16 protein-coding genes are annotated in these 20098 nt (G+C 66.1%); 7 read left to right on the plus strand and 9 right to left on the minus strand.

Annotation, left to right across the window (positions count from 1 at the left end; all coding sequences use genetic code 11):
- Positions 1-15 precede the first annotated feature (15 nt).
- The 8 genes from BM345_RS11465 to BM345_RS11500 form a co-directional block, all read right to left on the minus strand.
- Complete coding sequence (locus BM345_RS11465) at positions 16-1122, minus strand: ABC transporter substrate-binding protein (protein WP_093379511.1); 1107 nt, start codon at positions 1120-1122, stop codon at positions 16-18.
- A 107-nt stretch (positions 1123-1229) separates the two neighbouring features.
- On the minus strand, positions 1230-2306 hold the full coding sequence (locus tag BM345_RS11470; protein ID WP_093379369.1) for a branched-chain amino acid ABC transporter permease: 1077 nt from the start codon (positions 2304-2306) through the stop codon (positions 1230-1232).
- A 12-nt stretch (positions 2307-2318) separates the two neighbouring features.
- Complete coding sequence (locus BM345_RS11475) at positions 2319-3299, minus strand: branched-chain amino acid ABC transporter permease (protein ID WP_093379372.1); 981 nt, start codon at positions 3297-3299, stop codon at positions 2319-2321.
- Positions 3296-4021 carry an ABC transporter ATP-binding protein gene (locus BM345_RS11480; RefSeq protein ID WP_093379374.1) on the minus strand — a complete coding sequence of 242 codons (726 nt, stop codon included), beginning with the start codon at positions 4019-4021 and terminating at the stop codon, positions 3296-3298. Before BM345_RS11480 ends, BM345_RS11475 begins: the two co-directional genes overlap by 4 nt.
- Entirely contained in the window at positions 4018-4782 is a 765-nt protein-coding gene (locus BM345_RS11485; RefSeq protein WP_093379376.1) for an ABC transporter ATP-binding protein, read from the minus strand. The genes BM345_RS11480 and BM345_RS11485 overlap by 4 nt, the downstream gene beginning before the upstream one ends.
- A 25-nt stretch (positions 4783-4807) precedes the next feature.
- Positions 4808-6331 (minus strand): extracellular catalytic domain type 2 short-chain-length polyhydroxyalkanoate depolymerase, encoded by a 1524-nt coding sequence (locus BM345_RS11490; RefSeq protein WP_093379379.1) that lies wholly within the window; start codon positions 6329-6331, stop codon positions 4808-4810.
- A 256-nt stretch (positions 6332-6587) separates the two neighbouring features.
- The gene (locus BM345_RS11495) at positions 6588-7775 is read right to left on the minus strand and encodes a substrate-binding domain-containing protein (protein ID WP_093379381.1); all 1188 of its coding nucleotides are present in this window, start codon (positions 7773-7775) and stop codon (positions 6588-6590) included.
- Between the two features lie 153 nt (positions 7776-7928).
- Positions 7929-9461, minus strand: coding sequence for a sigma-54 interaction domain-containing protein (locus BM345_RS11500; protein ID WP_093379384.1), 1533 nt, complete (start codon positions 9459-9461; stop codon positions 7929-7931).
- A gap of 232 nt (positions 9462-9693) precedes the next feature.
- On the opposite strand from BM345_RS11500, the gene BM345_RS11505 reads away from it, so the two are divergent.
- From BM345_RS11505 to BM345_RS11515, 3 genes are read left to right on the plus strand one after another with little or no spacing between them, the layout of a single operon-like run.
- Complete coding sequence (locus BM345_RS11505) at positions 9694-11148, plus strand: efflux transporter outer membrane subunit (RefSeq protein WP_093379514.1); 1455 nt, start codon at positions 9694-9696, stop codon at positions 11146-11148.
- The gene (locus BM345_RS11510) at positions 11145-12317 is read left to right on the plus strand and encodes an efflux RND transporter periplasmic adaptor subunit (protein WP_093379386.1); all 1173 of its coding nucleotides are present in this window, start codon (positions 11145-11147) and stop codon (positions 12315-12317) included. The genes BM345_RS11505 and BM345_RS11510 overlap by 4 nt, the downstream gene beginning before the upstream one ends.
- 22 nt (positions 12318-12339) lie before the next feature.
- Entirely contained in the window at positions 12340-15456 is a 3117-nt protein-coding gene (locus BM345_RS11515) for an efflux RND transporter permease subunit (RefSeq protein ID WP_093379389.1), read from the plus strand.
- A 40-nt stretch (positions 15457-15496) separates the two neighbouring features.
- Here BM345_RS11515 and BM345_RS11520 read toward each other — a convergent pair whose 3' ends face one another.
- Positions 15497-15904, minus strand: coding sequence for a hypothetical protein (locus BM345_RS11520; RefSeq protein WP_093379391.1), 408 nt, complete (start codon positions 15902-15904; stop codon positions 15497-15499).
- A gap of 80 nt (positions 15905-15984) precedes the next feature.
- Here BM345_RS11520 and BM345_RS11525 point away from each other — a divergent pair, with 80 nt between their 5' ends.
- From BM345_RS11525 to BM345_RS11540, 4 genes are all read left to right on the plus strand, one after another.
- Positions 15985-16233, plus strand: coding sequence for a helix-turn-helix domain-containing protein (locus tag BM345_RS11525; RefSeq protein WP_302847526.1), 249 nt, complete (start codon positions 15985-15987; stop codon positions 16231-16233).
- 359 nt (positions 16234-16592) lie between these two features.
- The gene (locus BM345_RS11530; RefSeq protein WP_139237501.1) at positions 16593-18173 is read left to right on the plus strand and encodes a DUF3037 domain-containing protein; all 1581 of its coding nucleotides are present in this window, start codon (positions 16593-16595) and stop codon (positions 18171-18173) included.
- Positions 18174-18419: 246 nt separating this feature from the next.
- Positions 18420-18920 carry a hypothetical protein gene (locus tag BM345_RS11535; protein ID WP_093379399.1) on the plus strand — a complete coding sequence of 167 codons (501 nt, stop codon included), beginning with the start codon at positions 18420-18422 and terminating at the stop codon, positions 18918-18920.
- Positions 18921-19011: 91 nt separating this feature from the next.
- Positions 19012-19785, plus strand: coding sequence for a hypothetical protein (locus BM345_RS11540; RefSeq protein WP_139237502.1), 774 nt, complete (start codon positions 19012-19014; stop codon positions 19783-19785).
- Positions 19786-20098: the final 313 nt, after the last annotated feature.

Consider the following 20098-nt stretch of genomic DNA (forward strand, 5'->3'; position numbering starts at 1 on the left):
TCCTTGGCTTTCTGGTTACTTCAGCAGCTTTCCGCTGCTGCCGATGACGGTGACTTCCACGTAGCGCGAGCCGATGCGGTTCGCGTTCGAGAAATTGACGAAGACGCCACCCAGGTCGTAGTTGCTCATCGACTCCAGCGCTCGCAAGACGCGTGCGCGGCTCGGCGCGGCGCCGGCGCGGCGCAGGGCCTCGACCAGCACCTTGGCGCCGAGGAATTCCTCGAAGCTGGTGTAATTGGGCTCCTGCCCGGGTGCGTATTTCTTCAGGAGTTGGTGGTACTCGCGCACCGCCGGCAGGTCGGGCCGGTACGGGTATGGCACCACCTGGCTGATACCCAGGCCGCGCGCGTTGGCCAGCCCCGCGGACTTCACCAGCTCGGCCGGGTCGACCACCGAGATGTTGAACAGCTGCGCGCCGCCGCCCGACTCGCGGTAGCGCTTGATGAAGGCGGCCGCCGGCTTGTTGATGGCGATCATGATCACCGCCTGCGCGTCCGAGGCCTTGATGGCCTTCACGGCGTCGTCCACCTTGTCGGTGTTGCGCTCGTAGCTCGCGGCGGCGGCCATCGGCAGGTTGCGCTTCTGCAGCGCCGCGCCCACGCCGGCCAGGCCGGCCTTGCCGAAGGCGTCGTCCTGGTACATGACGGCGATGCGCTTGAGGCCCAAGGTCGTGACCTGCTGCACCATGTGCTCGGTCTCGTCGCCGTAGCCGGCACGCACGTGGAAGATCCACGGATTGAAGGGGTTGCGCAGCGGCTCGCCGCCCGTGTAGGGCGCCACCAGCGCCGCGCCACCACGCTCGAGCACGCCTTCGTCGAGCAGCCTCGCGACGTTGGCGGTGCCGGCAAAGCCGAACAGCGCCACCGTGTCGGACCTGGCCAGCAACTCCTTGGTGAGGCGCACCGTCTCGTCGACCTTGTAGCCGTCGTCCACCACCTTGTGGCGGATGCGAGCGCCGTTCACGCCGCCCTGGTCGTTGACCGCATCGAAGTAGATGCGGCCGCCCAGCACCATCTGTTCGCCGGTGCTCGCGAGCACCCCCGACAGCGGCGCCACCTGGCCGATCACCACCTCTGCGCCGCCTGTCGCCGGCTGCTGGGCCCATGCGCCGGATGCCGCCATCACGCCCCACAAGGCCGCAGCGCACCCGGCGCGCCAGGTTTTCCAGGGCTCGCCTACTCTTCTCATGGTCGTCTCCTCGTTGTTGTTCTTGGCGGCCTCTTGGGGCCCTAGCGGACGGCCTTCCTGCGAGCCGCGCGCAGCTTGCCCACCACGCCGGTGGGGAAGAAATAGACAGAGAGCACGAACAGCAGGCCCAGCCACAGCAACCAGCGGTCCGGCGAGAGCAATGCCGCAAGCCAGGGCAAGGCGCTGGCCTGCTCGCCCGCGATGCGCAGCAGGTCCTGCAGGTAGCTCTGGGCGATGACGAAGATGGCGGCGCCGATGACCGCGCCGTAGATGGTGCCCATGCCGCCGATCACCACGATGAGCAGCACGTCCACCATGATCTCGAAGGACAGCGAGGTCTCGGGCCCGTTGTAGCGCAGCCAGATGGCCAGCATCGCACCCGCCAGCGTGGCGAACAGCGCCGACAGCATGGAGGACACGGTGCGGTACACCACCACCCGGTAGCCGATGGCCTCGGCGCGGAACTCGTTCTCGCGGATGGCCTGCAGCACACGGCCGAAGGGCGAGTTGACGATGCGCAGCATGGCCAGCACCAGCACCACCGCCGTCACGAACAGGAGGTAGTAGCACAGCAGGCGGCCGTCGAGCGAGGCACCCAGGAAGGGTTCCTCGGCGAACTCGAAGCTCGGCGAGATGATCTCGGGCAGCTTGAAGGTCAGGCCGTCCTCGCCGCCGGTGAAGGCCGAGAGCTGCGAGGCCAGCGTCTGGAAGGCCGAGGCCACCGCCAGCGTGATCATGGCGAAGAAGATCGCCCGCACCCGCAGCGAGAACAGCCCGATGGCCAGCGACAGCAGCAGCGAGAGCAGCAGCGAAGCCACCAGCCCGACCGCGATGGCGCCCCAGGTGGGTCCCATGTTCGACGCGGCGATCGCGATGCCGTAGGCCCCGATGCCGAAGAACATGGTGTGGGCGAAGCTCACGATGCCGGTGTAGCCCAGCAGCAGGTCGAAGCTGGCCACGAGCACGATGAACACCAGGATCTTGGCCGCCACGCTCAGCGCCTTGACGCCCGGGAAGACGAAGGGCGCGAAGGCCAGCGCCAGCACGACGGCCACCAGGATCAGCGCCAGCACGCGGCTGCCCGGCAGGTCGTTGGAGAGGATTCTTTTCATGAACATGCGTGGCCTCCTTCAGCGGTTGGCCACGGCATAGACGCCCTGCGGACGCCACAGCAGCACCGCCACCATCAGCGCGATGGTGGAGAACTGCGTGGCCGCCGGCAGCAGGAAGCCGATGTAGTTGTTCATCAGCCCCACCAGCAGCGCGCCGATGAGCGCGCCGGTGGTCGAGCCCAGGCCGCCGATGATGATGACGATGAAGATCAGCACGTTGACCTGCGCGCCCATCTGCGGAATGAGGTTCTGCTGGAACAGGCCCCACATGGTCCCGCCCAGGCCGGCCAGCGCGCTGCCGGCCACGAAGATGCCGATGAACAGCAGGCCGATGCGATAGCCCAGCGCCTCGACCATCTCACGGTCCTGCACGCCGGCGCGGATCAAGAGGCCGATCTTGGTGCGGCTGAGCGTCCAGGCCAGCAGGCCGAACACCGCCAGGCCCACCGCCACCGCCAGCAGGCGGTACTTGCTGATGGCCGCGTCGGCGACAAAGAGCGAGCCGCGCAGCGCCTCGGGCAGCGGCAGCGGGAGCTGGCCGGGGCCCCAGATCACCTTGATCAGCTCCTCGCCGATGATCATGCCGCCCATGGTGATGAGGATCTGCTTGAGGTGCTGGCCGTACACCGGCCGCACGATCAGTCGCTCGAACACCAGGCCCAGGGCGCCGGCCACCAGCATCGCCACCAGCATCGCCGGGAACACCGCCACCAGGTTGCGCCACAGTTCCTGCGAGCCGGTCCAGTCGCTCATGAGGCCCAGCACGCTGCTGGCCACGAAGGCGCCCAGCGCGATGAACACGCCGTGGCCGAAGTTGAGCACGTCCATCAGCCCAAAGACCAGCGTGAGGCCCGAGGCGATGACAAAGATGATCATGCCCATCGCCAGGCCCGCCACGGTGAGCGTGAGCCAGGTCGAGAAGGAGCCGGTCAGCGGCAAGGCGATCAGGGCCAGCACGGGCGCCAGCAGGAGGGGCTTCCAGTCGATATCCGTTTTCATAGTGCGAGTCCCAGCAGACGCTGCTGCAGTTCGGCGTCTTGCGAGAACGCGGCCATGCCGCCGGCATGCACCACCTGGCCGTTGTCCATCACGGCCACGGTGTCGCCCAGGCGCTGCGCGAAGTTGAGGTTCTGCTCCACCAGCAGGATGGTCACGCCGCTCGCCTTGAGTTCGGCGAAGGCGTCGATCATGTTGTTGATGATGGCCGGCGCCAGGCCCTTGCTGGGCTCGTCGATGATGAGCAGCCGGCGCGGCTCCACGATGGCACGCGCCACCGCCAGCATCTGCTTCTGCCCGCCCGAGAGCTTGCCCGCGGGGTGGTTCCAGAACTTCTCCACCGCGGGGAACAGCTTGAAGATCCAGGCCAGTCGCTTGTCGTCCATGTCGGCGGCGCGGCGTGCGCCGCGCGCGGCCAGCAGCATGTTCTCCTTGACCGTCAGGTCGGAGAAGATGCCCATGTTCTCGGGCACGTAGGCGATGCCGAGGTCGGCGATCTGCGGCGTGCTCATTGCCGTGATGTCGGCGCCGCCGAAGCTCACCGACCCCTGCGACGCATGCCACAGGCCCATGATGGTCCGCAGCGTCGTGGTCTTGCCCGCGCCGTTGCGGCCCAGCAGCATGGTCAGCTGCCCCTGGGGCACGGCCAGGTCCACGCCGTGGAGGATGTGATAGGCGCCGATGTGCGTTTGCACACCCTGGAGCGCCAGCAGGTTCTCGCTCATGCGGCCTCCTTCGCGACGCCCAGGTAGGCCTCTTGAACCACCGGCGAAGCGATGACCTCGGCCGGTTCGCCGTCGGCCACCAGCGTGCCGTTGTGCAGCACGATGATGCGGTCGGCCAGCTCGCGCACCACGTCCATCTTGTGCTCCACCAGCAGGATGGTCTTGCTCTTGTCCGCTTTAAGCTGCCGGATCAGGTCGAGGATGACCGGCGCCTCGGCGGCATTCATTCCGGCCGTGGGTTCGTCGAACATGAAGACCTTCGGTTCCAGCGCGATGAGCAGCGCCACCTCCAGCTTGCGCTGGTCGCCGTGCGGCAGGCTGGCCACGGTGTCGTGCTCGCGCGCCTTCAGCGCGACCTGCGCCAGGATCTCGTCGGCGCGTGTGCTGAGCGCCTTGTGATCGCTCCAGATGCTCCACAGGTTCAGGCCGCGCCGGTGCGCGCCTTCGCGTGTCGCCTGCACCGCGAGCCGGACGTTCTCCAGCACTGTGAGGTTGGGGAACAGGTTGGTGAGCTGGAAGGCCCGGCCCAGGCCCGCGTGCGTACGTGCCGAGGGCGAGAGCCCGCTGAGCAGGCGGCCGTCGAGCGACACCGTGCCGCTCGTGGCCTTGAGCTGCCCCGAGATCAGGTTGAAGTAAGTCGTCTTGCCCGCTCCATTGGGGCCCACGATGGCCGTGAGCGTGCCCGGCGCGAAGGCGCAGGACACCGCATTCACGGCCACATGGCCTCCGAAGCGGATGGTGAGATCCCGGGTTTCCAGCATGTCTTTCTTGGGTTGCAGTTCCGCGTCAGGGACAGGTGCCGATCACGTAGTAGTTGGTGCCCGTCATCTTCAGCGTGGTGGTGACGAAGGTGTTCCACAGGCCCATGTTCTGGTTCGAGCCGTTGGCCAGCTCGTAGCCGCCGCTCTGGTGCGCGCGGCCGGCCGTCGTATGAGCATAGTTCGACGACGTGAAGCATTGGGCCGTGGTGCCGCCACCGGTGGTCGTGCCCGTGGCCGCAGAGGACATCGCGCCTTCGGCGCCCGCGGTGTCGACGGCGGCCACCGTCCAGCTGTAGGAGGTCGAGGCCGCCAGGCCGGTGTCGCTGTAGCTGGTGCCGGCAACCGGCGCAGCGGTGAGCTTGGTGCCGCTGCGGTACACGTTGTAGCCGGCGGCGCCGGACACCGCGGTCCAGCTCACCGTCATGCTGCTGCTGGTGGCGCCGGAGGTGGAAACGCTCGCGGGGGCCGGCAATGGCGTGCTGCCGCCGCCATCGCCTCCTCCGCCGGTGCTGCCGCTGCCCGAGGCCAGGCGATCCACCATCGCCTTGATGGCCGCCACCTGCGTGCCGGCGCGCTGCGCGAAGCTGGCGCCGTACCAGCCGATCCAGTCCCAGCAGCCGTTCGGGTTGGCCAGCGAGCCACTGGCCGCGGTCGAGCGGCTGGTGCTGTCCACCCGGGCCTGCGGGAACAGCACGATGATGTTGTTGGTGTCGGCCCAGCGGGTGTAGCCGGTGTTCTTGATGAACTTGTCGCCGATGGTGGCGTAGTTCTGCACGCAGCCATGCAGCGCCACGTGGATCTTGCAGACCGCACCGGCCGTGCAGCTCGCGGGCACGTACGCCCAGCCCGTGGGCGACACGCCCGCGTTGGTGGTGAAGGCCGCCTGGTCGAACTCGATGTAGTTGCCCGCGGCCGGCGCGTCGTTGCGGGGGTTCAGCGTGCCGTAGAGCCTGGTGAACAGCGCCTTGGCGCCGTCGTAGCCGCAGTTGGCGATGTAGGGCGAGGCCGTGCTGGAGCAGCTGTTGTTGCCGGTGGCATCGAAGTCGGTGGGAAACACGTGCGCGGTGCTGGCGCGCGCCACGTACTCCAGGTTGGCGGCCGGCACGCCGTTGTTGGTGTACTGGGTCTTCAGCGCGCTCATCGGGTTGGGCCCGACGGTGTAGTCGCTGTTGCCCACGAACATGTAGACCTTCTGGCCGGCGACATTGGCCAGCGAATCGATGCTGGTGCCGTTCCAGTTGTTCAGGTCGGCCTGCATGGTGCTGAGCATGCTCGCGCTGATGGTCGCGTTGTACATGCAGGCCGTGTAGTTGCTGTGCCCCGCGCACATGTAGGGGCCGCCGGCGAAGACGCCCACGCCCTTGAAGGTGCCCGAGAAGGCATAGCCCAGCTGCGTGGCCATGAAGGCGCCGCCAGACAGGCCGGACACGGTGGTCTTGCTGGTGTCGACGTTGAGCGCGGGCAGCGCCACGACCGCCTTCGCGGGCGCCGCGGCCGCCATGACCGACACGGCCAGGGCAAGACCCAGAAGCATTGACGGAATTCTCATTGTTGTCTCCTTATCGTTTGCTTTGCTCGGACGGCCTGGGGCCGCGGGGAATGCCGCTGCGCTTTCGCGCATGCGGCGGCCAAGCCGGCGACGCGCATGCAGCGCGGCCAGCGTCTTCTCGATGACGTCCAAGGTCAGCGGCGCCAGCCGCGACAGTTCAGGAACACCGCGGAACCGGCCATGCCGGGCCGCTTGGTGTTGCCCCCAAAGGGGGATGCGAGCTACAGGAAGTGAGCGAGGGTCGGGGGTGGGCCCGTTATCGCTTGTTCTTGATCGGGATGTTCATTTCCTCGGGCTTGATCTCGTGCACCAGCTCGGGCACGCCCCAGGTGAAGGCCGGGTCGGCCTTGATCTTGAAGTGGTACATGCTCTGCATGGCCTGGTGGTCTTCCTTGCGGAAGGTCATCTTGCCCTTGGGCGTGTCGAAGCTCATGCCTTCCATGGCGGTGATGAGCTTGTTGGTGTTGGTGTCGCCGCCCGTTTTCTTCAGCGCGGTGACCAGGGCCATCGCGGCGGAGAAACCGCCGGCCGTGAAGAAGTCCGGCGGCGTCTTGAACTGCTTGTAGTGCATGGACACCATTGCCTCGTTCACCGGGTTCTTCGGGATGCCGAAGTAGTAGTAGGTGGCGCCTTCCATGCCCGGGAACTGCTTGTAGCTGGCCATGGCCGGCAGGATGTTGCCGCCGGTGGCGATCTCGATGTTGTAGCGCTTGAGGTCCAGGTCGGCGATCTTGAACGGATTGCCCGCGCCGGCCCAGATCACGAAGATCACCTTGCGGCCCGGCTTGTCCTTGAGCGAGTCGATGAGGCGCTGCGCACCGGCGGTGAAGTCGGTGGTGTTGACCGGCAGGTATTCCTCATGAACGATCTTGGCCTTCTTCAACGCGTCCTTGAAGGCCTTCACGCCGTCGCGGCCAAAGGCGTAGTCCTGGGCCAGGGTGGCGACGCTCACGCCCTCCTTGTCCAGCGCCACGGCGTTGCTGATGGCGTCCTGGCTGGAATTGCGGCCGGTGCGGAAGATGTACTTGTTCCACTTGTCGCCAGTGATCGAATCGGCCACCGCGGGCTCCACGATCAGGACCTTCTTGTATTCCTCGGCCACCGGAAGCATCGCCAGCGCCACGCCGGACGACGAGGGGCCGATGGCGATGGCGGCCTTGTCGTCCGCATACGCGGCGGCCAGCAGCGACTTGCCCAGGTCGGGCTTGCCCTGGTCGTCCTTCTCGATGATCTCGATCTTCTTGCCGTTCACCGTCATCGTGCCGCCGGTGGCGTAGTCCAGGCCCATCATCAGGCCCACCTGGGTCTGCTTGCCGTAGGCCTCCAGCGGGCCGGTCTTGCTGTAGACGTGCGCGACCTTGATGGTGTCGGACTGGGCCCAGGCGGGCGAGCCGAAGCCGATGGCGGCGAAGGTGGCGATGGCCACCAGGTTGCGACGATGCATTGCGGAGTCTCCTTTTTCGTTGATGGCTGAATGTTGCACAGTTCGTGCCAGCCGTAACAGCACGTGTTAACGCGTACTTTCCAGGCTTCTTCGCTGGGAAGGCGCAAAGATTGCACAGCGTCATTGCCTGGATTCCAGGCGAATGACTGATTTCTATACAGGGTTTACCAGACGGTCGTAGAGCGTCGCGCGCGAGATGCCCAGCATGCGCGAGGCCGCCAGCTTGTTGCCGCCCGTGGCAGCCATGGCGGCGGCGATGGCACGCTGCTCCAGCTCGGCCACCTGCGCTTCCAGGGGGCGCAGAAGGGCCGCGTTGCGCGTGGCCTCGTCCAGCTCCACGGCGCTCTCGTGCGCCGGTGCGGCGGCATCTATCTGCTCCACGCCCGACTCGCGCATGATGGCCTCGAGCATGGCGGCGTCGATGCGCTGCGAGTCGCTGCGCATGGTCACCTGCTCCAGCACGTTGCGCAGCTCGCGGATGTTGCCGCGCCAGCGCTGACCGGCCAGCAGCGCCAGGGCGTCGGGCGTCAGCTCGGGCGGCGCCTCGCCGCTGCGCAGGGCCATGTCCTCGCCCAGCACTTCCACCAGCGCCGGAATGTCGGCGCGCCGCTCGCGCAACGGCGGCACGCGCAGCGGCAGCACGTTGAGGCGGTAGTAGAGGTCTTCGCGAAAGCGCCCGTCGCGCACCAGCGCTGGCAGGTCGCGCGAGGTGGCGGCGATCAGCCGCGCGTCGAAGGGCACGAGCTTGTTGGAGCCCAGCGGCTCGATCTCGCCTTCCTGCAGCGCGCGCAGCAGCTTGGCCTGCAGGCCGAGAGGCATGTCGCCGATCTCATCGAGGAAGAGCGTGCCGCCGTCGGCCAGCTTGAACTTGCCCTGTCGGCCCTTGCGGTCGGCGCCGGTGAAGGCGCCGGGGGCCACGCCGAAGAACTCGGCCTCCAGCAGCGTGTCGGGCACGGCCGCGATGTTGACGCTGACGAACTGGCCGTCGGCCCGCGAGGACGCGGCGTGGACCGCATGGGCCAGCAGTTCCTTGCCGGTGCCGGTCTCTCCCAGCAGCAGCACCGGGCTGTTGGACTGCGCCGCGCGGCGCGCGTGGCGCTTGACCTCCACCGCGGCCGGGCTGCTGCCCACGAAGCTGGCAAAGGTGTACTTGGAGCGCCGCAGCCCGTCGGCCGCGTGCTTGAAGAGCGGGTTGTTGCGCTGGCTGGCCAGCTCGCGCCGCGCATCGTCCAGGTCGCGCTGCAGCAGCGCGAACTTGTTGATCAGCGGCGCCAGCGTGGTCTGCGGCTGGTCGAAGAGCACGATGCCGATGGCGCCGATCACCGGGCCCAGCTTGCCGCTCTCGCTGTCCTCGCCCTCGTGCAGCGGGATGCGGCTGACGACGAAGGTGCCGGCCTTGTTGGTCAGCAGGTCGATCAGCACCGGCTCGCCGCTCTCGAGCACCTGCCGCATCAGCGTGTTCGGGATCACGTCCTCCACCATGTGGCCCAGGAACTGGTCCTGCGAGCTGAAGCCCAGCGCCGGCAGGAAGCGCTTGTAGCCCTCGTTCATCCAGACGATGCGCCCGCTGCGGTCCACCAGGAACATGCCCTGGCTGACGCTGGAAAAGAGTTTGAACATCGAGCGCGCGGCAAGCGCGAGGATGCCGTCGGCATCGAGGGGGAGCGCGGGAGAGGCAGCTGGCATGGCGACGCATTCTAAGAACGCGTGCGAATCGAGCATCAATGGTTGCCGAAACTCTCATCCCTGCGAGGCGCAGGCCTACCCGAAATGGGCCGCCCAACTTGCTATGCTCCGCCTCTTGCGCGCGAGCCAGGCTTACCCAGCTCGACTGGCGCATCCCGACCCGGACCGGCCTTCGCCCGCTGACTTGCCGGTCTCGCACATCCCGCCACGAGCGGAAGACGACCTGGACACCATGAGGAATCGACGCCTGCACGCGCTCGCCTGCCTGAGCGCCCCGCTGCTGTTGCTGCTGACGACGGCCTGCGCCACCCGGCCGCCCGACCGGGTGGACGACCCGACGCCCGCCCAGTGGCACGTGCCGCTGCCGTCCAGCGGCGCACCCACGCTGATGGCTGAGTGGTGGCGGCACCTGGACGAGCCGCTGCTGGTCGAGCTGATCGACGCGTCGCAGCAGGTCAGCCCCGACATCGCCAGCGCCGCCGCGCGCCTGGCCGATGCGCGCGCCAACCGCACCGCCGCAGGCGCGGCGCTGGTGCCCAACCTCAACGGCAACCTGCAGGCCAGCCGCGGCAACTCGCTAGCGGCCAGCGCACCGGGCCAGGCCGTGACGCCCATCACCACGCTGCAGGCCGGCCTGCAGTCGAGCTGGGAGATCGACCTGTTCGGCGGCCTGCGGGCCACCCGCGACGCGTCCCAGGCGCAGCTCGAAAGCGCGGATGCGCGGCTGTACGGTGCGCGCGTGGCGGTGGCGGCGGACACCGCGCTGAACTACTTCGACGAGCGCGCCTGCCAGCGCGAACTGGCCGTGACGATCAACGATGCGCAGTCGCGCGCCGACACCGCGCGCCTCACGGACCTGGCCGCCAAGGCCGGCTTCCAGGCACCGGCCGATGCCGCCCGCGCTCGCGCCGGCGCCTCCGACGCCGCGTCGCGCGTGACGCAGCAGCGCGCGCAGTGCACCCTGCTGCGCAAGGCGCTGGTGGCGCTCACCGGCCTGGATGCCGGACTGGTGGATGCGAAGCTGGACGCCGCGCCCATCGAGCCCTCGCTGCCCACGGTGAACAGCATCGGCGCAGTGCCCGCCGCCGCGCTGGCGCAGCGGCCCGACGTGTTCGCGGCCGAGAAATCGGTGGCCGCGGCCAGCGCCGAGGCCGGCGCGGCCGAGGCACGGCGCTATCCGCGCCTGACGCTCACCGGCTCCATCGCCGCACTGCAGTTCCGCATGGGCGGCTTCACGGAAAACATCAACACCTGGAGCATCGGCCCGCTGGCGCTGGACGTGCCCATCTTCGACGGCGGCACCCGCGCCGCCAACGCCGAGGCCGCACGCGTGCGCTACGACGAGGCTGCGAGCCAGTACCGCGCCACCGTGCGCCAGGCCGTGCGCGAGGTCGAGTCGGCCCTGGTCACGCTGCAGAGCACCAACGACCGCTTCGACGACGCCACCTCCGCGGTGCGCGACTTCCAGACCTCCTTCACCGCCACGCAGGCCCGCTACGACACCGGCCTGGCCAGCCTGTTCGAGCTGGAGGATTCGCGCCGCGCGCTCTTCGTCTCGCAGACCACGCTGGTCGGCCTGCAGCGCGCCCGCGCCGAGGCCTTCGTCACCCTCTATCGCGCCATGGGCGGCGGCTGGCAACGGCCGGATGCCGACACCGCCGTCTCTTCCGCATCGACCTCGCCATGAACTTCAAGAACATCAAACGCTCGCATCTCTTCATCGCGCTGGCCGTCCTGCTGCTGGTGGCCGTGGCCGCGGTCTTCGCGTTGCGGCCCAAGGGCGAGGAAAAGCCCAAGGAGGCCGCCAGGTCCGACGTGCCGGCCCGCCCTGCCCTCACGGTGACGGTGGCCCAGCCGGAAGATACCGAGCTGGTGGTGAAGCTGCCGGCCAACGGCAACATCGCCGCCTGGCAGGAAGCCAGTGTCGGCTCCGAGGCGGCCAACCTGCGCCTGGCCGAGGTGCGGGTGAACGTGGGCGACGTGGTCAGGAAGGGCCAGGTGCTGGCCGTGTTCGCACCTGAGTCGGTGCAGGCCGACATGGCGCAGGCCAAGGCCTCGCTGGCCGAAGCGCAGGCCACCGCCGCCGACGCCGCCGGCAACGCGAGCCGCGCGCGCACCCTGCAGACCACGGGCGCATTGAGCCAGCAGCAGATCAACCAGTACATCACTGCCGAGCAGACCGCCAAGGCCAAGGTCGAGGCGGCCAAGGCCATGCTCGCGGCGCAGCAGGTGCGCATCGGCAACACCCGCGTGCTGTCTCCGGACGACGGCGTGGTGTCCTCGCGCACCGCCACGGTGGGCAGCGTGGTCAACGCGGGCACCGAGCTGTTCCGCCTGATCCGCCAGGGCCGCCTGGAATGGCGCGCCGAGGTCACCGCCAGCGAGCTGGGCCGCATCGCGGTGGGCACGCCGGCCGTGGTCACCGGCGCCAGCGGCGCGCAGGTGCGCGGCACCGTGCGCAGCATGGCGCCCACGGTGGACCCGCAGACGCGCAACGCGCTGATCTACGTCGACCTGCCCGGCGCCATGGACGGCAAGTCGTCCCTGAAGGCCGGCATGTTCGCCAGCGGCGACTTCGAGCTGGGCCGCAACCAGGCCCGCACCGTGCCGCAGGCCTCCATCGTGCCGCGCGACGGCTTCAACCACGTGCTGGTGCTGCAGCCCGACCAGCGGGTGCGCGCCATCAAGGTCGAGACCGGCCGCCGCGTGGGCGACCGCGTGGAGATCCGGACCGAGCTGCCGGCCGACGCCAAGGTGGTCGTGCAGGGCGCGGGCTTCCTGAACGACGGCGACCTGGTTCGCGTGGTCGAAGCGCCCGCGGCCGCCGCCAACACGACGGCCACGGCCGCCAAGTGAACACCCAGCCAGAAAGCGCGCCATGAACGTCTCGGCCTGGTCCATACGCAACCCGATTCCCGCGCTGATGCTCTTCGTGCTGCTGAGCTTCGGCGGTATCTTCTCGTTCAAGGCGATGAAGGTGCAGAACTTCCCGGACATCGACCTGCCCACCGTCACCGTGACGGCGGCGCTGCCCGGTGCCGCGCCCTCGCAGCTGGAGAACGACGTGGCGCGCAAGATCGAGAACTCGATCGCGACCATCCAGGGCCTCAAGCACGTCACGACCAAGGTGCAGGACGGCGCCGCCAACCTCATCGTCGAGTTCCGCCTGGAAAAGCCGGTGCAGGAAGCTGTGGACGACGTGCGCTCGGCCGTGCAGCGCGTGCGTGCCGACCTGCCGGCCGACCTGCGCGACCCGGTGGTCACCAAGCTGGACTTCGCGGCGCAGCCGGTGCTGGCCTTCACCATCGCCTCCTCGCGCATGGATGCCGAGGGGCTGTCCTGGTTCGTGGACAACGACATCAGCAAGATGCTGCTGGCCATTCCCGGCGTGGGCGCAGTCAACCGCGTGGGCGGCGTCACGCGCCAGGTGCACATCGACCTGGACCCCGAGAAGCTGCAGGCCCTGGGCGCCACCGCCGCCGACATCTCGCGCCAGCTGCGCCTGATGCAGGTGGAAAGCGCCGGCGGCCGCACCGACCTGGGCGGCAGCGAGCAGCCGGTGCGCACCATGGCCACCGTGGCCTCGGCCGACGAGCTGCGCAACATCCAGGTGCCGCTGACGGACGGCCGCCGCATTCGCCTCGACCAGGTCGCACGCATCAGCGACACCATCGCCGAGCCGCGCGCCGCCGCCCTGCTCGACGGCAAGCCGGTGGTGGGCTTCGAGGTGGCCCGCGCCCGCGGCGCCAGCGAGGTGGAAGTGGGCCGCGCCATCCAGAAGCGCCTGGACGAGCTGCGCGCGCAGCGTCCCGACATCCAGCTGACCGAAGCCTTCAACTTCGTCGACCCGGCCGAGGAAGAGTACGTGGGTTCGCTGCACCTGCTGTACGAAGGGGCCATCCTCGCCGTGCTGGTGGTGTGGCTCTTCCTTCGCGACTGGCGCGCCACCTTCGTCTCGGCGGTGGCGCTGCCCATGTCGGTGATCCCCGCCTTCATCGGCATGCACCAGCTGGGCTTCTCCATCAACGTGGTGACGCTGCTGGCGCTCTCGCTGGTCATCGGCATCCTGGTGGACGACGCCATCGTGGAGGTGGAGAACATCGTGCGCCACCTGCGCATGGGCAAGTCGCCCTACCAGGCAGCCATGGAAGCGGCCGACGAGATCGGGCTGGCGGTGATCGCCACCACCTTCACGCTCATCGCCGTGTTCCTGCCCACCGCCTTCATGAGCGGCGTGGCCGGCAAGTTCTTCAAGCAGTTCGGCTGGACCGCCTCGCTGGCGGTGTTCGCCTCGCTTGTGGTGGCGCGGATGCTCACGCCGATGATGGCGGCCTACATGCTCAAGCCCATCGTCACGGCCGAGCACGAGCCCGGATGGCTGCGCATCTACATGCGCATGAGCGACTGGTGCGTGCGGCACCGGCTCCTCACCATGGTCATGGCCACGCTCTTCTTCATCGGCTCGGTGGCGATGATCCCGCTGCTCAAGACCGGCTTCATCCCGCCGGACGACAACTCGCAGACGCAGGTCTACATCTCGCTCGCACCGGGCGCCACGCTGGCGCAGACGCAGGCCGCGGCCGAGGAGACCCGCAAGCGCGTGATGGCCGTGCAGCACGTGAAGAGCGTCTACACCACCATCGGCGGCGGCAGCGCCGGCGGCGACCCCTTCGCCAGCTTCGGCACGCCCGAGACGCGCAAGGCCACGCTCACCATCCAGATCGACCCGCGCGGCGAGCGGCCGCGCAAGCAGGTGATCGAGAACGAGATCCGCGCGGCCATGCAGAGCATGCCCGGCGTGCGCAGCACGGTGGGCCTGGGCGGCTCGGGCGAGAAGTACATCCTGGTGCTCACCGGCGACGATCCGCACAACCTCTACACCGCGGCCCGCGCGGTGGAGAAGGACCTGCGCACCATTCCCGGCCTGGGCAACATCACCTCCACCGCCAGCCTGATCCGCCCGGAGATCGCGGTGCGGCCCGACTTCGCCCGCGCCGCCGACCTGGGCGTGACCAGCGCCGCCATCGCCGAGACGCTGCGCGTGGCCACGCTGGGCGACTACGACCAGAACCTGCCCAAGCTCAACCTGGCGCAGCGCCAGGTGCCCATCGTGGTGAAGCTGGAGGACTCGGCGCGGCAGGACCTGTCGCTGCTGGGCCGCCTCGCCGTGCCCGGCGCGCGCGGCCCGGTCATGCTCGACCAGGTGGCCACGCTCACCAACGAGGGCGGCCCGGCCGTCATCGACCGCTACGACCGCTCGCGCAACGTCAACTTCGAGATCGAGCTGTCGGGCGTGGGCCTGGGCGATGCGAAGACCGCCGTGGACGCCCTGCCCTCCATCCGCAACCTGCCGCCGGGCGTGCGCGTGGCCGAGGTGGGCGACGCGGAGATGATGACCGAGCTGTTCGCCAGCTTCGGCCTGGCCATGCTCACTGGCGTGCTGTGCATCTACATCGTGCTGGTGCTGCTGTTCAAGGACTTCCTGCACCCCGTCACCATCCTGGCCGCGCTGCCGCTGGCGCTGGGCGGTGCCTTCGTGGGCTTACTGATCGCCGACAAGGCCTTCTCCATGCCTTCGCTGATCGGCCTGATCATGCTCATGGGCATCGCCACCAAGAACTCCATCCTGCTGGTGGAGTACGCCATCGTGGCGCGGCGCGACCACGGCATGACGCGCATGGAAGCCCTGCGCGATGCCTGCCACAAGCGTGCGCGGCCCATCATCATGACCACGCTGGCCATGGGCGCGGGCATGCTGCCCATTGCGGTGGGCTGGGGCGCGGCGGATTCGAGCTTCCGCTCGCCGATGGCGGTGGCGGTGATCGGCGGCCTGATCACTTCCACGGTGCTCAGCCTGCTGGTGGTGCCGGCCGTGTTCACCTACATCGACGACCTGAAGAACTGGACGCTGCGCGTGTCGCGCAAGTTGCGCGGGCACCGTGGGGAGCCCGCGGCGGTGGATGAAGAGGAATCGCGGCTGCCGTCGGCGGGGTGATTTCTCCATCGCCACGGCGACAAACATCGCTGCAGGCAGCCTAGTCGGTATCGACGATCCAGCTAGCTCGCAAGACAGAGCGAGCTTGGTGGAAAAGGCGGCGGTCAATCGCGGAGAGGCACTGCAGCGGATAAAAGCGATCGCGGTGTGCAAGCCAGAGCTGCAGCAACGTGCCATGCAGCGCACTGGCCGCTCGCGGATCGCCGTCGCGCTCTGCGTTCAGGTAGGCCTCGGCGAGGGCCCCGGCCGCGAGCAGCGCAGGGGTAGCCAATGCGAATGCCCTCGCCAGTTCTGGCTTGTTGCGCCATAGGTCGAGGACCGTCGCCCGCCCGACGTTCCGCGCAGCCCCTTGCCAGCGCCGGCCGTTCTCGATCGGCAGGTTGTTTTCGATGAGTGCAGATGCTCGACGGACGAGGCGCTCTCTTCGCAGGATGTTCAGCAATCCCATGGCTTCCTCCCTTCACTATATGAATTAGTGTTTATGCGAATAAAAGCATAGCACCGACAGTTGAGGCCGTGGCATCAAGCGTGACAAAACGGTTCGGAGAATGCGTGCGAAACCTCCGCGAGGAGGCCGGCATGAGCCAGACCGCGTTTGGCGAGAAGTGCGGCTTCTATCAGACCTACCTGAGCCGAATCGAGAACGGGCGCGCCAACCCGACGCTCAACGCCATGGAGGTCATTGCCAATGGGCTGGGCCTGACGATCTACGAGTTGTTTGATCGGATGAAGCCGGCACCGGCGAAGGGGTCGGGGCGGGCTGCTTCTCGGGGATGAGAGGCGCGCGCTGGGCGGCGGGCGTGGACCTTGGCCGTATGCGGATTCAGAGGCTGAGGACCGATCTAGACTGATTGCTGTCCTTCGATGTCACCAACTTTAAGAGCCGCTTCGCTCGGAATAGCGGACCAGCATCAGAGAGATCGCGACCTTAGGAGTTCTTGCAGACGCCGGATCTAGTGGGTCAACGCGAGGGATTCGATGCCCATCCCTGGGTGAGGTCCCAGAAGTAATCCCAGAGATCGACCAAGATTCACTCTCGAAACGGCAAGAACCGGCCGGTCGCGTGTCGAGTACCATGATACAAGTTGCAACACCCGACCGGGGTACCCGTGCTCCTCACAGGTCGGGGAAATTTCGTGGAGGCGACGATTCAGAACAGTCTATTGCCCGTGCGCATCCGTCGGATCGATCCCGCAATCTTGCCTACGACCGCCGACGCGCAGGGGCTAGGGATCGCAATGAGCGGGCAGCGTTACGTGTTGAAGGCCAGTATCGGCTGGCACAAACTGATGCCGGCCAGTGAGTGGATCTGCCACGGCTTAGCCAGATGTTTGGAGCTCGCAATACCCCATTGGGAGCACTGCATCATGCCCGACGGGCGGGACGCGATTGGCTCGCGGCTCGAAGGCGACGTGTTGGAGCGCGAGTTCATTCCCACGTCGCGCGCATCGGCGGACAACCCAGAAGTGGTGAGTGGCACATTCGTATTAGACCTGTTCATCGGCAACGGGGACCGTCACAAAGGCCAATGGCTGCTCACTGAAGCAGGCGGTGGAAAACTTCTGCGACCGATTGACTTCTCTCGGGCTTGGTTCTTTCGCTGGCCGTTGCCAACTCCATCGTTCGGGCCAGGCAGCAACTTGCAATCAAGCCACGACAAGAGCCACGGCTACTACGTTATGGCAAAGCGGCACGGCGTCGTGCTGACCCAGGAGGCAATTGATACCTGGGAATGCCTCCGCATGCTGTCTAAGAACGCATGGCGTGGCATCATTTACTCTGTTCCGGAGGGCTGGATGTCGCCGCAGGAGGTGGTTGACTTGGTGAACTGGTGGTGGTCCCCCCAATGGCACACACATCTCATGGATCAAGACTCAGCTATGAACTCCGACACCTTCTTCTTCTCGCTGGTTAGGTACCAACCTGATCTGCATCGCCAGGAGGTTGTGAATGTTGGCGTCGTCCTGTTCACACCCAATGGGTCGCATGTTTCGTTTGCCTCGAACCAGGGCAAGTTGCTAGCGCTCGATCCGAACTTCCGACTCAATCGGCTCTTTGACCAAGCCCACAACCTAAATGAAGCGTTGAAGGGGCTTCACGAGGCCCGGGTACCCATTGAAGAGCAAATTCGGATGTTCAGCGTAGGGGGGGGGCTTTCATTGAGCCCTGCCGGAATGATTGATGCACAGGGGCAAGCATGTGAAGCGCTGCTCGACGAACTTCTTCGTGACCTCGTATCCGCCCCGACCAAAAAGCGATTGAGAGATCCCCGGGTAAGCCGTTTGCACAGCGAGCTTCGACAGGTCTTTCGACAGGCGAAGATACTGGGATCAAGTCCCGGTGACATTGAGAAGCATCTTGTCGTTCCGAACTTCCCGATCGATGCGGACGTTGGCCTTTTTGCAGAGTTTGCCCTTAGGAACGGGCGCCTCCACATTACGGAGACCGTTGATTTCCGGCTAAGCACTCCATCATCCAAGCGACAGGAGGCACAAGCAAAGACGTTGCTCCTTGTGCAAGCTCTGGAGCGCATGGGGTCAAACGATCTAAAGCGCTACGTCGTAGTCACCGGTGCTTCTGCTCAGGTGCAAGCAAGCATGAACCTCCTGGAACGTCATGCCGATGATTTCATTGTTCGAGAGAGCGCGCAGGACTGGCACCGATACGTGGAGGCAATGCATCGGGCTGCCTATCCCGGTGAAAGTGCGCTGCAATAGAACTGCCCTCGGTTCCCCTCTCAGCCGCAAACGATGTTTTCAGCTCCGTGAGCAATGAACAGCCTCCTTGAATCACTTAGCAAGCTCAGCGACGGATGGGTCGGCCTAATCGGCGTCCTCTTCGGTAGCGCTTTGACCGGTCTGTCGCAGTGGCGCAGTGCAAAGGCGACACGCATAGGCGAGGCAAAGTACTTAGCTGTACTCGTTAGTTCTCACCTTCGTCGGCTGGCACAGGAATGTCGCAACGTGGCTTCAGACGACGGAACTGATGAATACGGTCAGCCTGCTGGCTATGACAACGGTGATAGGTTTCTCGAGCCGGTTACCGTCGTGCCGGCATTCAGCCCGCTTGAGTTGGGGAAGGTTAGTTGGACTTCGCTAGACCCCGGACTCATGACTCGAATTCTGGACCTGCCGATTGAACTGGACGAACTTGAACGGCGGTTGGTGCGGTATCGGGATCATGATGATCCTATCCCGTGGAACGTCGCATGGTTTGCCCACCGTCGGCGCTGGTACGGCGACATGGCCGTAAAGGTCATCGAGATCATGAAGGAACTGCGCGACACATTGGGGTCCGACCAAGGCAATACAGCTCTTGTTAGGTCGGAGGTAGAAGAGTCTCGTCGGACCCAAGAGGCCGCCCGCGTGGCTTACGACGCATGGAAGGCTCGCGATGAGCTTCGGCTGATCGCTCGGCAGAAGGAGTGGGACGCCATGGGGCCTGGGCCGGCCGTCTCCACTTGAGGCGGGGTTCAAATATCGTGACCGGTTAGCTGTCTACGAGAAGGAAGCTGAGCGCATCTCCGTCTGCAACCGTACAAAGCTACAACAAGAAGTGAAAGCATCCGTCAAGGCAATTCCCATCGTAGCGAAGGAATGGGACCAAGTGTTCGCAAGTCCCAAGAGCAAGTCAGGCGTATGGGTTGATGAAGATCTTGTCGAATCTCAGGTCCTCTATCGCTATATGCAATGGGAGCCCTTTGGTCAAAAGATGCTTGAGCAGAGAAAGCTCTTCTTTTGCGCACCCTACAAGTGGACGGACCCCTATGAAAACTGGTGGTGTGAACAACTGTTCAGAGACGGAAGCAAGCTGGCCGACGTTAACGCATACGGATGGTGTACCACGACAGCGTTCGGAGACGAGCCGTATTGGCGCATGTATGACCACTCGGGTACCGTGCCAGTCGTCCGCTTCACGACCACAGTCCGGCGACTAGTGGGAGTGCTCAGGGAGTATGTGGCTCCTAGAAAGGCGAAGGCGTACATTGGAAGGGTGGCCTACCATCCTTCGGTAGGGCTTCGGAAGGAGGCGCTGAGACTTCGGGACTTGGGTGCAGGCGCGCAGCTCTCTCGCAACGTCGCTCACGCACTAATGCTGAAGCGTACCGCGTTCCGATTCGAGTCTGAAATTAGGGCGACCATTATCGAACCTGAGAATAAGCAAGATCATCGGTTGGTTGACTTCGAGCCAACGAAGTTGATTACTAACGTGATGCTGGCGCCGTCAATGAAAGCGGTCGACGAGCAGCGCATTCGATCCTTCCTCGCCCGTGCTGGCTTTGGCGATGACAAGGTCCGGCATTCGTCCATCTATTCGTCACCGAGGTGAGTTTCTGGAGTGATCGTTGCGCAATCTCGCGGCACGCAACAGCACGATGGCGGAAATCCTCTACTCGGAATCGGCCGAAGAGGAAGAGCTTGCGGTCACAGAGTTGTGTTAGCCGAACGTTGGCAACGCTTCTTGGCCGTTCAATCAATGCGTCCCGCAAAGAGTCATCCTAAGCAATATGAAGGCTTCAGCGTGCGGCTGCCGATGGCTGCGGCACCGTAAGCGGCCAGTCTCCCCACCTTGAGATCAGAGGCCAAGCCGGAGACCATGCTGTCCACCTAAGTTAGCTGGACATCTATGGACGTCAATCCGA

The sequence above is a fragment of the Variovorax sp. OV329 genome, assembly GCF_900114785.1.
Lineage (GTDB): Bacteria > Pseudomonadota > Gammaproteobacteria > Burkholderiales > Burkholderiaceae_C > Variovorax.

What these genes read in the sequence shown, in the direction of transcription:
- BM345_RS11480 (WP_093379374.1), bottom strand. Translation starts at nt 4,021, where the DNA reads ATGAGCGAGAACCTGCTGGCGCTCCAGGGTGTGCAAACGCACATCGGC.
- BM345_RS11475 (WP_093379372.1), bottom strand. Translation starts at nt 3,299, where the DNA reads ATGAAAACGGATATCGACTGGAAGCCCCTCCTGCTGGCGCCCGTGCTG.
- BM345_RS11485 (WP_093379376.1), bottom strand. Translation starts at nt 4,782, where the DNA reads ATGCTGGAAACCCGGGATCTCACCATCCGCTTCGGAGGCCATGTGGCC.
- BM345_RS11505 (WP_093379514.1), top strand. Translation starts at nt 9,694, where the DNA reads ATGAGGAATCGACGCCTGCACGCGCTCGCCTGCCTGAGCGCCCCGCTG.
- BM345_RS11465 (WP_093379511.1), bottom strand. Translation starts at nt 1,122, where the DNA reads ATGGCGGCATCCGGCGCATGGGCCCAGCAGCCGGCGACAGGCGGCGCA.
- BM345_RS11470 (WP_093379369.1), bottom strand. Translation starts at nt 2,306, where the DNA reads ATGTTCATGAAAAGAATCCTCTCCAACGACCTGCCGGGCAGCCGCGTG.
- BM345_RS11520 (WP_093379391.1), bottom strand. Translation starts at nt 15,904, where the DNA reads ATGGGATTGCTGAACATCCTGCGAAGAGAGCGCCTCGTCCGTCGAGCA.
- BM345_RS11510 (WP_093379386.1), top strand. Translation starts at nt 11,145, where the DNA reads ATGAACTTCAAGAACATCAAACGCTCGCATCTCTTCATCGCGCTGGCC.
- BM345_RS11515 (WP_093379389.1), top strand. Translation starts at nt 12,340, where the DNA reads ATGAACGTCTCGGCCTGGTCCATACGCAACCCGATTCCCGCGCTGATG.
- BM345_RS11490 (WP_093379379.1), bottom strand. Translation starts at nt 6,331, where the DNA reads ATGAGAATTCCGTCAATGCTTCTGGGTCTTGCCCTGGCCGTGTCGGTC.
- BM345_RS11495 (WP_093379381.1), bottom strand. Translation starts at nt 7,775, where the DNA reads ATGCATCGTCGCAACCTGGTGGCCATCGCCACCTTCGCCGCCATCGGC.
- BM345_RS11500 (WP_093379384.1), bottom strand. Translation starts at nt 9,461, where the DNA reads ATGCCAGCTGCCTCTCCCGCGCTCCCCCTCGATGCCGACGGCATCCTC.